The 12,395-nt window shown below is 54.9% G+C and carries 9 protein-coding genes; 8 read left to right on the plus strand and 1 reads right to left on the minus strand.

Translation table 11 applies throughout. From position 1 onward, the window contains the following. The 8 genes from G332_RS13725 to G332_RS13595 all read left to right on the plus strand — a co-directional run. On the plus strand, positions 1-1,003 hold a 1,003-nt coding region (locus tag G332_RS13725), incomplete at its 5' end, for a hypothetical protein (protein ID WP_038059808.1). Positions 1,004-1,034: 31 nt separating this feature from the next. Further along, a complete protein-coding gene (locus G332_RS13585) occupies positions 1,035-1,349 on the plus strand; it encodes a hypothetical protein (RefSeq protein WP_019627329.1) in 315 nt (104 codons plus the stop codon). Beyond that, on the plus strand, positions 1,330-2,478 hold the full coding sequence (wecB, locus tag G332_RS0112500; RefSeq protein ID WP_051080564.1) for a non-hydrolyzing UDP-N-acetylglucosamine 2-epimerase: 1,149 nt from the start codon (positions 1,330-1,332) through the stop codon (positions 2,476-2,478). Before G332_RS13585 ends, wecB begins: the two co-directional genes overlap by 20 nt. Positions 2,479-2,525: 47 nt before the next feature. Then, the gene (gene wecC, locus G332_RS0112505) at positions 2,526-3,809 is read left to right on the plus strand and encodes a UDP-N-acetyl-D-mannosamine dehydrogenase (protein ID WP_019627331.1); all 1,284 of its coding nucleotides are present in this window, start codon (positions 2,526-2,528) and stop codon (positions 3,807-3,809) included. Positions 3,810-3,826: 17 nt separating this feature from the next. Continuing rightward, entirely contained in the window at positions 3,827-7,312 is a 3,486-nt protein-coding gene (locus G332_RS13110; RefSeq protein ID WP_019627332.1) for a glycosyltransferase, read from the plus strand. Beyond that, a complete protein-coding gene (locus G332_RS13025; RefSeq protein ID WP_019627333.1) occupies positions 7,309-9,393 on the plus strand; it encodes a glycosyltransferase in 2,085 nt (694 codons plus the stop codon). Before G332_RS13110 ends, G332_RS13025 begins: the two co-directional genes overlap by 4 nt. Before the next feature lie 56 nt (positions 9,394-9,449). Further along, the gene (locus G332_RS13590) at positions 9,450-11,015 is read left to right on the plus strand and encodes a hypothetical protein (RefSeq protein ID WP_156000872.1); all 1,566 of its coding nucleotides are present in this window, start codon (positions 9,450-9,452) and stop codon (positions 11,013-11,015) included. A gap of 32 nt (positions 11,016-11,047) precedes the next feature. Further along, on the plus strand, positions 11,048-11,683 hold the full coding sequence (locus G332_RS13595) for a hypothetical protein (RefSeq protein WP_156000875.1): 636 nt from the start codon (positions 11,048-11,050) through the stop codon (positions 11,681-11,683). Between the two features lie 279 nt (positions 11,684-11,962). Here the strand turns inward: G332_RS13595 and G332_RS13895 are convergent. After that, positions 11,963-12,395: transposase (locus G332_RS13895; protein ID WP_026340846.1), on the minus strand; the 433-nt coding region annotated here is incomplete at its 5' end.

The raw sequence follows: 12,395 nt of genomic DNA on the forward strand, positions 1-12,395 counted from the left end.
CCTCAAGGCGCGTCAGGCCTCTCTGGAGCAGGCATACGAACAGCTCAAGCGGGAACGCGAAGAGGAAGGCGCCGAGGCGCAGCAACAGAGGCAGGCGCTGGAGCAGGAACGTGATGCCCTCAAGGAGAAGCTCGGACACCTCCAGGGACTAGAGGCGCTTGAGGCGCATATGGAGCGGCTTTTCGAGCAGCAGACCCGGAAACTGGAACAGACGGCCAACGCCCTCGGTCAGCACATCACGCGCACCAGCAAGAACACCACCGAACACCTCGAGGCGACTGTCCGGCTTCAGCAAAGTCTTGGCAGTAATCGGACGACTCTGCAATACCAGGGGCAGAAGCTTTCTCCCGGCATTGCGCTGCAGCTACAGCACCAGCTGGAGGGCAACAGTTACGACCTGGTGCTCGATCTGGGTGCCGGCGTTACGACCCTGTTTCTCGCCGGCCAGCTGCAGACGAGTCATGAGGCCCGCAAACAGCGTCTCCTGAATAGCCGCCAGCAGGATGAAACCACGGAAACCCTCGTTGAAGGGGGGGATGTGCCGAAAAGGATCCTGGCTTTCACCAGCCATCGTAACGACTGCAACGAGCTGGGCGAGTGCCTGAGCCAGCAGGGGCTGGAACCCATGGTGGGCTTGTATCACGCGCCCTTGATCGATTGTCCGTACGGGCCCCGCCGCGGGCTTTACTATGACCTCGACAAGTCGCTGGCACGTATTGCCGAGCTGTACGAGCTCCGCGTCGCTCGACTGCTTGTTGTGATAAACCGTGACCAGCAGCCAGACAATCTCGCATCGGACGCAGCGTTGCCTGTGCTCCTGCAGCACTTGGGCCGGCATCAGCTCGATATCTTCATGTTCCCGCAGGCACGTGGCCCCAGGAGCTCAGCCCCCGGCGCGACCGTGACCCAATGGGAGGAGTTACTGGACGAACGCGGCATCGAGTATCAGGTCCGTGAGTCCGCTGAAGTCGGTGATGCTCAGATTATGCGTATCAACCCCTGAACTCCATTGTTTCATCTAGCGGAATTCAACCATGGCAACTGACACCTTGATTCGCCGCGCCGCCGAGCATTTTCAGCGGCAGGACTACCAGCAAGCCCTGGACTTGTATCGCGAGGCTGCCACCCTGCTGGGTGAAGGACAGGTCAGGGCCAACATCCAGCTTTGCGAGCGGCGACTGGACACCGCAGCATCGATGCGGCCAGTGGAAGAGGCGTCTCGGCCCGCAGTCCCCACCGTCGAAGAGCAACTGGAGCAGACTCAAGCTCGACTGGAGTATTACTACCAGCGTTATCAAGAACTGAAATGGGAGACGGCAGGACTCGAGAATGGTAGACAAAAATGGTAATCGGGCATTGGACAAAAAGCGCATCTTGACCGTCTTTGGCACCCGGCCCGAAGGGATCAAGATGGCCCCCCTGGCCCTGCAACTAGCCGCAGACCCGCGGTTTGAATCGAAGGTTTGTATCACCTCGCAGCATCGAGAAATGCTCGATCAGGTCATGAGCCTGTTCGAACTGGAAGCTGACTATGATCTGGCCCTGATGAAACCCGGCCAGGGCCTGGTCGATATCACCAGCGGCATCCTTCAGGGGCTGACACCGGTACTAAGAGAGTTCAAACCCGACGTGGTGTTGGTACACGGCGACACCGCAACCACCTTCGCTACGACCCTGGCGGCGTACTACGAGCAGATTGCGGTCGGCCATGTAGAGGCCGGGTTGCGCACTGGCAACCTCTATTCCCCGTGGCCGGAAGAGGGCAACCGGAAACTGACGGGCGCTCTGGCCAACGTCCATTTTGCTCCCACCGAGGGTTCGCGGGATAACCTGGTCCGTGAAGGCGTGGCACCAGAGGCTATCCATATTACGGGTAATACCGTAATTGATGCGCTGCTGGAGGTGGTAGACAGGCTTGAGCGCGACGCCGCATTGCGTGAGGCCCAAGCCCGACAGTTCCCGTTTCTGGACGCGGGGCATAAGCTCCTGCTGGTCACCGGCCACCGTCGCGAGAGTTTCGGGGACGGGTTCGAACGGATTTGTCGGGCCCTGGAGCAGACGGCTCGACGTCACCCCGAATTGCAGATTGTCTACCCGGTTCACCTCAACCCCAATGTGCAGGGGCCGGTGAACAGCCGACTGGCCGGTATCGACAACATCCATCTGATCGAGCCGCAGGATTACCTGCCATTTGTCTATTTGATGCACCGAGCCACGCTGATCCTCACCGATTCCGGCGGCGTTCAGGAAGAGGCCCCATCACTGGGCAAGCCGGTTCTGGTGATGCGGGACACCACCGAGCGGCCCGAAGCCGTCGAGGCTGGTACTGTCAGGCTGGTAGGGACAGACGTCGACAGGATCACGCACCACCTCGACGAACTGTTGACCGACCCGACGGCATACAACGCCATGAGCCGCGCTCATAACCCCTACGGTGACGGTTGCGCCTGCCAGCGCATCCGTGAGGCCCTCGCCTGAAGCCAGCGGACTACGAACAACCATCATAAGGACATCCGGGAATATTCATGTCATTCAACACCATCTCCGTCATCGGTCTGGGTTACATCGGCCTGCCCACCGCCGCCGTATTTGCCTCCCGTAAGCATCAAGTCATCGGCGTCGACATCGACACCCACGCTGTCGACACCATCAACCGCGGTGATATCCACATCGTCGAGCCGGAACTGGATATCGTGGTCCATGCCGCTGTGCATGAGGGCTACCTGCGCGCCACCACCACCCCCGAGCCGGCCGATGCCTTCATGGTCGCGGTGCCGACCCCGTTCATCCACGACGAAAACGGGGGCAGCCACAAAGCGGATCTGCGCTACATCAAAGCCGCCAGCCAGGCCATTGCCCCGGTTCTGAAACAGGGCGATCTGGTTGTCCTGGAATCCACAAGTCCCGTGGGCGCCACGGAGCAAATGGCGGAGTGGCTGGCTGAGGCGCGACCGGACCTGAGCTTCCCGCAGACCCACGGCGAGGGCTCCGACATTCGTATAGCCCATTGCCCGGAACGGGTACTGCCCGGCCATGTGATTCGTGAGCTCGTGGAAAACGACCGCGTCATAGGGGGCATGACACCCCAGTGCTCCAGTCGCGCGGTGGAACTCTACCGACTGATCGTCCAGGGCCAGTGCATCGTCACCACCGCCCGCACTGCCGAGATGGCCAAACTGACGGAGAACGCTTTTCGAGACGTCAACATCGCCTTCGCTAACGAGCTCTCCACGATCTGCCAGCGGCTGGAAATCAACGTCTGGGAATTGATTGCCCTGGCGAACCGCCATCCGCGTGTCGACATCCTGCAGCCGGGAGCCGGCGTTGGCGGCCATTGTATTGCCGTTGACCCCTGGTTCATCGTCGACTCCTGCCCGGAGGAGGCGCGGCTGATCAAGACCGCCCGCCAGGTCAACGACCACAAGCCCCAGTGGGTGCTCGAGCGCATCAAGGCCCAGCTGGACCGGCTCCACCAGCAGCAGCCCGAGCGCCCGCGCGCGGCGCTCAAGGTCGCCTGCCTCGGGATCGCCTTCAAGCCGGACATCGACGACCTGCGGGAAAGCCCCGCCCTCGGGATCGCCGAACAGGTGGCCCAGTTCGGCTGCGACACCCTGATCGTCGAGCCCCACATCGAACAGCTTCCGGCCGGCCTCGAAGCCGCCGGCGCCCGGCTGGTGAGCCTCGACGAGGCCCTGACCCAGGCCGATGTGGTCGTCGTGCTGGTCAGGCACACGGCCTTCGGCGCCGAAGTCGACAAACTGGCCGAGCATGCCGCCGTGGTCGACGCCGTGGGTCTGCTGAACCGCTGAAGGAGGAGGTGAGCGCCATGGATGCACTGCTGCAACACGCCCAGCGGCTGGCCCGGAAGGCGGCGCCGCGTTATCGCCCCATCGAGGGGCGCGTGGCCTATGTGATCGGTGAAGGGCTGAGCCATGTCAGCAATGACAATACCGCGCGCAGCCAGGGTATCGCCCAGGCCCTGAATGAGCAGGGTCTTGAAACCCTCTGCTTTGTTCGCCCGGGTTGGCCCTGGGAGGAGGGAGCGTCATCCGGCGAACTGCAACCCGAAGTGGTGGTGGACGGGGTGCGCTATTTCCACGCCCCCTTGCCGGGGCGGCCCGCCACCGAAAGGACGCAGCTGGAGGCCGGTGTTGAGGCCCTGCTCGAGCAATTCCAGGTCTACCGTCCGCAGGCTGTAGTTGCCGCTGGCGATTGGACTCTCGGCCTGCCTGCCTGGGTCGTCGCTGAACGTCTTGGTTTGCCTTTCCACAATGAGGTGCGAGACTTTCCAGAGCTTTCGCGCGATGCCGAGGCACCGGGCCATTGCGACAGCACTGCGTTTCGTATCCAGGCGGAGCGGGACACGTTTGTCGCACAAAAGGCCCGCCAGTTATTCACCCTGAATCAGCCCATGAAGCGCGAACTTGTCCAGCGCGGAGCCGAACCGACACGCATTCACATCGTCCCGCATGCGGTAGTCTGCATGCCCGAGCCTCGCCCAACCGCCACGACGCTCAAGCACCGACTCGGCATAACCGACCAGGACAGGGTGATCGGCTATATCGGCAGCGGCCCTTCTCATGACGATCTCGAAATCCTGATTGAGGCTTGTGAAGCCCTGATACAACAGGGCCAAACACTCAAGTTGCTGCTGGTCGGGGAAAACGCTCCACCGGCGTCGGCACAACCGGGTGGTCCATCTCTCCTGACACCTGGTCAACGCCTCCCGGACTTGCCTCTGTGGGCGATTCAGACCAGTCGGTTGCCCCAAGAGCCGCTCGCGGACTACTACACGTTGCTGGATGCAGTGGTGATACCCCGTAAAGCCGTTGCGGCGGCCCAACTTGTTCCGCCCGCGAGGGTCGCTGAAGCCCTTGCCTATGGCAAACGCCTGGTGGTGTCGGATGTGCAACCACTGCTCGAATACGCCGCTCAGCACGAAGGAGTCGTCAGCTTCGAGGCCGGCAGTGCCGAAAGCCTGGCCAAAACCCTTCAGCGCTCGGTACACGACCCGACACCCAAGCCTTCGAATGCACCCCTGTTCTCCATGCACCTCGGACCCTTGGTGTGTGCGCTGAACGGTGGATCCTACGCTTCCGCCGCCCAGCTACCCGCCGACCCGGTGCCACAGCCTGCAGACGCACCTGCCCTGATAGCACCCCTCAAACACCCAAAGCCTATAAACCTTCAGCCTCAAGACCCGGCCTGGTTCACCTTTGAAGTGGCCGAGGGTCAACAGCTCGCGATTTCGGCCGAGGTGGAGTACCACAATATTCCCGACGGCCAGACGCGCAAGGCGGTTTTGCTAATGCAAGCAAAGGATGCCAGCGGCAATCCTGTTGACCGAGCCTTGGGGAAGCTAGCCAAGTCGGGCCACTTGAACTCCCATTTTATGTATTTGGTGCCATCTGTCGGCAAGCCCTGCCGACAGCACCAGTTCACTGTGCCAAGTGGTATCGCCCGGGTTTCGTTCGGCCTGTGTGGGTTTAACCTGCGCGAAGGTGAAGAGGTTGTTGTCCGACACCTTGATATTCAGGAACTCGGTATAAAAGAGGCCGAACCCGTTCAGGCAACTCCCGGAAAGATTGAATTGACCGATATCCCACATTGGGGCCACTTTCCTGTCGATGAGCTGGTGCCTCACCGTGTGACGGCCAGACTAGGTTTCGAGCAGCCGGAAAGTCAACATGCCAAATCGGCCATCGTGAGAGTTGTTTATTACGATAAAGACAAGCAAGAAATCGCGCCCCCGTACCCCGGATTGCCACTCTCCAAAACAGTGGGCGCATTTTCATATGTTTGCGTCGAAGGGGAGAGAATCGTCCAGCTTATCCCACCAAGAGGGGCGATAGAGGTTGCGCTCGGACTGCAGCGCTGGAGCGCCAAAGGAAATGTGTGGCTTGAGGGGAGCCTGACTTGTGAATCCGAGATTCCACCAAGGGAGACGCTGGCCCGTTCGGTAATTTACCCAAGCGAACGCCCCGATGAGCCTGTCCGCAAACTCTCCGATATAAAAGTGGCGGCTATTCTCGATGAGTTCACGATGGAATGCTTCAGGATGGAGGTCGCGTTGACCGCCATCAGCCCCGAGAACTGGGAGAAGGAGCTGGAGGAAACCCAGCCAGACTTCTTGTTTGTCGAGAGTTGCTGGTTCGGAAACAGCAATACTTGGAGCGGCTTGATATATGGCTATAACTCCAATGGTCCTAACAGAATGGATGAATTGCTAAAAGTTGTTCGTTACTGTCGGAAAAAAGGGATACCAACGGTCTTTTGGTCAAAAGAGGACCCTGTTCACTTCAGCCGCTTTGGTCCTACCGCGAAGCTCTTTGACTACGTTTACACGACTGATGCGAATATGGTTCCTGAATATCGCAGAGCATTTGGAATCGACGCGGAACCACTCTGCTTCTTCTGTCAACCACAGGTACACAACCCGATACCCAGGATCGCACGAAAGGATAAAGCCGCGTTTGCTGGATCTTATTACAGCGACAAGATCGAACGCTGTGAGAACTTTCACGCCATTATGGAAGGGCTGGAAAATGCAGGCGTGGATTATGATATCTATGACCGGTGTCTTAAACGCGGTGTCGCGCACTTGGAATTCCCCGAGCATTTCAAGAAGCACGTAGTCGGGTACCTGGAGCCTCATGAGATGTGGAAAGCCTACAAGGGCTACCGGTACACGATAAATCTCAACACCGTTAAAAATAGTCCCACAATGTTCGCACGAAGGGTCTATGAATCACTCGCATCCGGAACGCCCGTAATCAGTAATTATTCGGAAGGGGTCATTACCCAGTTTGGGGGGATCGTCTGTGCCAGTGACCGGCAGGAGGACATTGTGGAGTATCTCGAGCGATTGAGCGACCCCACAGTGTATGCCGAAGTCAGTGCTCAGGGGGTCCGGGAGACGTTGGGGCGACACACCCTCGCCGACCGGCTGGAACAGGTTTGCGCAAGGGTGGGAATCTTCGTCTCGCCACACCTGCCGCGCACGAACGCGGTCTATACCGCGACCACCGAGCAGGAGGTTGAACAAGCGAGGCACCATTTCCGAGCGCAGACCTACCATCGCAAGCGATTAGTAGTGAACCTCGAGAACAGCAATGTCTTGTATCCGTACCTCAATCGAAACTCCGATGAGGAAGTCTTCCGTGTGCTTACTGAGTTCGCAAAGCCCCTTGAAGGGCTCGAGGTACCCATGAGCCTCGCTAAGCAGTATCCGGAGACACACCTGGAGGATGCCGCCATTGCCACGCTGTACGAATACAACGCCCCAGCCGACCTAAAGGAGGTAGCGGGATGAAACGGCTCAAACTGCTGGTGTACGGCGATGTCAATCTAAACATCATGGATGGCTCCTCGGTATGGCTGGCCGAGCTGCTGCGGCTGCTGGCCAGCGATCCGCGAGTCGAGCTGGATTTTCTGCACAAGGCACCGGACCAGGGTGGCCCCCTCAACGAACAGGTGAGAGCCATTCCAGGTATCAACCGAATCGAGAAGCACCCGCGACCCATGAAGCCCGAGCAGGGGGTCGAGGCCATTCACTCACTGGATGCCGAGCATCGCTATGATCGAGTCTTCGTGCGTGGCAATATCGCTATGGGCAAGGCGCTGATCAAGCGGCTGCCCGGGCGGCTGGCCTACTACACGCTTGAGCCCTTCCAGCGCCTGGGGGAGCTGACCGGCCAGGAAAAGGCCGAGATTGGTGAGATGCTCAATCAGACGGCCTTTGCCGTGGTGCAGAGCGAGCGGATGCGGGCGAGCTACAGTCGCGAGTTCGGCATTCCAGAAGAGCACCTCTATATTCTGCCGCCGCTGATTCCTCCCATCCTCAAGAATCCTAGCTTTCGCAACCGCCTGAACAGTCTCTGCTACACGGGGAAGTTCTCGGAGGAGTGGGGCACGCCCGGCCTGGTCGATACCTTCAAGCGGCTCAAGGAGCGGCTGCCCTATGCCAAGCTGAACATTGCCGGCAACAAGTTCCATGGTGACCTGGGAGGACGCAAGAACGAGATCGAGGCATTCTTCGCCCACGACGAAAGCGTCAACTGGGTGGGGGTGGTATCTCGCCAGGAAAGCATCCAGCTGTCGCGTGACTCCGATATCGGCTTTGCGCTGCGCTCCAGCCTGATCGACAACGATGATTCCCAGGAGCTCTCCACCAAGCTCTTCGAGTACATGAGTGCAGGCAAGCCGGTGATCCTGCGTGCCACCAGGGTGCACAGAGCCTTGATGGGGGAGGATTACCCGCTATTTGCCGAAACCCCGGAGCAGGCCGCCGAGAGGTGTGCTGCGGCACTGACCGACGTGGCGCTGTATAGCCGGGCGGCCAGAATGTCCTATGAGGCCTATAAACGCTTTGCGAAAACCGTGAACCATGGAGAGATTGTCGAGCGCTTGCTTCAAGCAAAAAAGACCACCATCCTCTTTGCCGGGCACGACCTGAAGTTCCTGACCGATACCATCAATGCCTATCAGGAAGATGATAAGTTCGAGGTGTTGATCGACCAGTGGCACGGGCATGCCAAGCACAATGAGGCAGAAAGCCTAGCCAAGCTGGAACAAGCGGATATTATCTTTTGCGAGTGGGGACTGGGTAATATCCGCTGGTACTCACACCACAAGAAGGCGGGCCAACGACTGGTCGCCCGCATCCATCTTCAGGAAAACCGCCAGCCCCAGTACCTGCGGGAAGCCGATAGGGAAAAGATCGACCGCTATATCTTCATCGCCCCGTATCGCTACGAAGAGTTTGTGGAGATGCATGACCTGCCACGCGATCGTGCCAAGCTGGTGTTTAATACCGTCGATGTCGACAAGTTTAACCTTCCCAAAGCCCCGGAAGCCCAGTATACGCTGGGGTTTGTAGGGATCGTGCCCTGGCGCAAGCGTTTCGACAAGGCGCTGGAGCTGTTCGATAAGCTTTGGCATAAGGACAACCGCTTTACCCTCAGGGTCAAAGGTAAGCTTCCCGAAGACTTCCCGTGGATGAAAAACAACCCCAAATTTAGGAAAGAACTCGCGCTGTATGACGAGCTTTATAAAAAAATCGAGCAGGCGCCTTGGAGAGGTAGCGTCTTCTTTGATGGGCATGGCAACGATATGCCGGAGTGGTATCAAAAGATTGGCTACATCGTGTCTACCAGTGACTTTGAAGGAAGTCACCAAGCGGTTGCGGAGGGCATGGCCTCAGGTGCTACCCCTTTAATGTTGCCGTGGGCGGGCGCTGAAACCGTATATCCCAAAGAGTTTGTTTTCAAGAGAGTTGAATCCATGGCTGAGTATGCTCTCAATGGTTGTAAAAGCTCTGAGTTGTCAGGCTATGCTAGGGAGCACTTTCAGGCATCAGTTGTAGTAAGGGCGATTAGGTCAATAGCTGGCTAGTTCCTCATCCTTTTCATGCTTTGTGTTTTTATGGTCGTTATCACGAGGGAGCTGGTGTGTTAAATTATTTTCTATATAGCTCTTTTGGCAAGAGTGAGCTGTCATCCCACTTTAGCGGATTTGCGTATAATTCACGATCCTTAATACTGGACAAGGAAGGAGCTGAGGGGTTTGTAGAAAAATATGGTTTTGAAGAGCTTGCAAAGTTACAAGGTCAATTTTGCTCGCTGGTCAAAGAAAAAGATAGTTTTTATTTGATAACAGATATTCTCGGCAGCGAGCCTGTTTTCTATTATTCTTCCTCTCAAGGTTGGGCTTTTTCTAATTCCCTATATCATTTGGCGCAGCACCTGATAGATAATAAAGTTTCCTTGTCTATAAATGACTCTGTGGCTGAATATTTCGGCCTTAAATACTCGTTATGCGAGCAGCTTATAGGGCCGCAAACTTTTGTGCGTGAGATCTTCTTGATGATGCAAGGAGAGATGCTGCAGATTGATACTGACTCTTCACTAAATGCTGTTGCGGTAAGTTTGATAAAGACACCTAATAAAAAAAGCTATAAAAAAAAATCATATTCAGGGTGTGTCGTCGATGGCGTTAGGGAAGTTGGGAATGTTTTACATACTCTTGAGAAACTATATCCAGGGTCTATTTCAATTGACCTGACTGGCGGGGTAGATTCTAGAGTAGTGTTTGGGATCGCTAGTCGGGCATTGGAAAGTATTGACAAGATTCATGTCACTTCATCAGTTAATCAAAAGAGAGACTATGAGGTGGCAAAAAAAATAACAAAATACTTTGATATTAAACTAGATAATAGAAAGCCCAGTGTCATCAAGAACGACGAACTGTCATATAAAACCTGGAAAGCCTTCAATTTGGGTGTATATGCCCCGATATCTAAGCCTGTTTTATCACCAAATAGACATGAATGGTTTCACGTGCATGGAGGCGCAGGTGAAGTATTAAGAAGCTTTTACCCTAATTCACCTAGCAAGACAGTAGATGTTTTAGAGAAGAAGTTTGGCTGTGATTTGCAGGGCCTCAGGATGATCATGAAAGAGTTTTGCGAGCTAAGAGGTCTTGATTTTAATTGTAAGTCTAGCATGTCCAGCATATACCTTGAATCTCGATCAAGAATTCATTTTGGCAGGCCTAGTTTTTGTCATTCGCTTCACCGTGTTTTTATGCCGTTGGCAAATGTCAACTTCATGGAGGCTGCTCAGAAGTTATCGCACGAAGAGTTGTCGCGCTCTAAAGTTCTTTTTGACATTTTAAGTGCTACGGCTCCAGAGCTGCTAGGTTTTGATTATGACGATGACAGAAAGACCTTGAAAGGGAGAGTTGATAGAGGTTTAAGTGCACTGGTTTCTTTGATAAATTTCAAACCTCTGAAGATTTATGGTTCTGGCAAAAAAGATCATTGTTCATTTGTCAGTAAGCATGATAAATCCTTCAGTTCCTTTTTGGTTTCTGATCTTGAGCTGTGTGAGCGTTTCGTTGATTTTCCTGATTTGAGTGTCGCTAATAATTTGAAATCCGATTACAATCGGGGCATCATGATGAGAAAAGAAATTCATTGCTGTTTGTTTAGTAAGCTTTTTTATGCTGTAGATTGATTTTAAATTGTTTTTAGTTTCTAGGTGTGTGTATGCCTTATGAAGTGGTTGGCTCTAGGTGCTGTGGCTTTATTTCTTATGATACTGACGTTTATTTTTCCAATTTAAAGCCCATGGATTTTTCTCTAAATAGTTGGGTGGAAGCATCCGGGGAGCTACGGGTTTTTCCCTTAAGTGACTCATTTTATGAGTTTGAGAGTTCGCTGGTTTACCAGGCTTGTGAAAGTGTTTTTTTGCAGGGTGGGTGTTGGGAGGATACTGAGTACTTTAAAAAAATCTTGAAAAAGATAGAAGGTGGGAGGGTCTTGTGGAATTGCCAGAATAGGGATGATCTTGTTCGACGGTTTTATGTGGATATTCAAGGGATATACGATTCCATGAAGCTGAACGGATTTCTTCTGCAAGAGGAAATTATTAGCGAAAAAAAACCTCATGAAAGAATGCTGGGGGTTTGGAATAAAGGTTCTGGGGAAAGGCATCGCTTAAGCAAAAGGCATGAGGTGCAAATTGGAATAGGACAGTCCGGAAAAGTGCTTTTCTTTGATGGGAGGCACAGGTTGGCGATCGCAAAAATATTAAAAATAGGAAAAATACCTGTTGACTGTATAGTTGTACATAATGAAATGGTAGATCGCTTGGCGGATTTAGGGTTTTGCAAATCTGTCTGATGTGGCTGTTTCTATGGTTGCTGTTGTCGGCATGAATAATTTTGGTTGCCTCATCAGGAAAAGGCATCTGGAAAATCGAGTGTAGTATTGAATGTGTGGCTTAGATCCAGCTTTTAAGTGCAACACCCACCCCGTTCACGGGGCAGGATCGCCCAGTGTCAAAGTAGTGGGACCTCGCTTCGCCCCCCCCTGTTCATTTTTTAATTCTAACACCAGGTGAGTTCCAACTTGTCTGACACTGGGGGGGCTAAACTTATAGTGTTTTTATATGTAAGGCATCTATTCGTCTAATTTGTTAGCTAAGGCGCCTTGTGTTCCTTTTTGGCCCTTTCGCGGATCGTGTGGGTAACGGGGCCTTACGGCGGGGGTAGCGCCGAGGCGGTCACCCCACTGCTGTCCCACATACGCGGCCCTCAGCCGCAGGGGCATTTGGGGTTCGGGTGGATCCTGTTTTCGACCTCGGAGGAGATCGGCCAAGGGTCTGCGCTGGAACAGATTCAATTGCACCAGCCGCAGGACGGCCTGGATGCCCATCGCAGAACGGGAGACAAACTTCTGGAAGGCCACCAGCAGGTAGACACACAGCGCCACGAAGATCTGCGAGGCGACGGCATTCATGCTGTGACCGAGGAAGCTGCGGATCTTCAGGTTCTGCTTGATCCACTTGAAGAACAGCTCGACCTCCCAGCGGGACTTGTAGATGTCGGCCACG

This window comes from Thioalkalivibrio sp. ALJT, assembly GCF_000381825.1.
GTDB lineage: Bacteria > Pseudomonadota > Gammaproteobacteria > Ectothiorhodospirales > Ectothiorhodospiraceae > Thioalkalivibrio.

Coding starts and splice junctions, on each gene's coding strand:
- G332_RS13585 (WP_019627329.1), top strand. CDS start 1,035: ATGGCAACTGACACCTTGATTCGCCGCGCCGCCGAGCATTTTCAGCGG.
- wecC (WP_019627331.1), top strand. CDS start 2,526: ATGTCATTCAACACCATCTCCGTCATCGGTCTGGGTTACATCGGCCTG.
- G332_RS13110 (WP_019627332.1), top strand. CDS start 3,827: ATGGATGCACTGCTGCAACACGCCCAGCGGCTGGCCCGGAAGGCGGCG.
- G332_RS13595 (WP_156000875.1), top strand. CDS start 11,048: ATGCCTTATGAAGTGGTTGGCTCTAGGTGCTGTGGCTTTATTTCTTAT.
- G332_RS13025 (WP_019627333.1), top strand. CDS start 7,309: ATGAAACGGCTCAAACTGCTGGTGTACGGCGATGTCAATCTAAACATC.
- wecB (WP_051080564.1), top strand. CDS start 1,330: ATGGTAGACAAAAATGGTAATCGGGCATTGGACAAAAAGCGCATCTTG.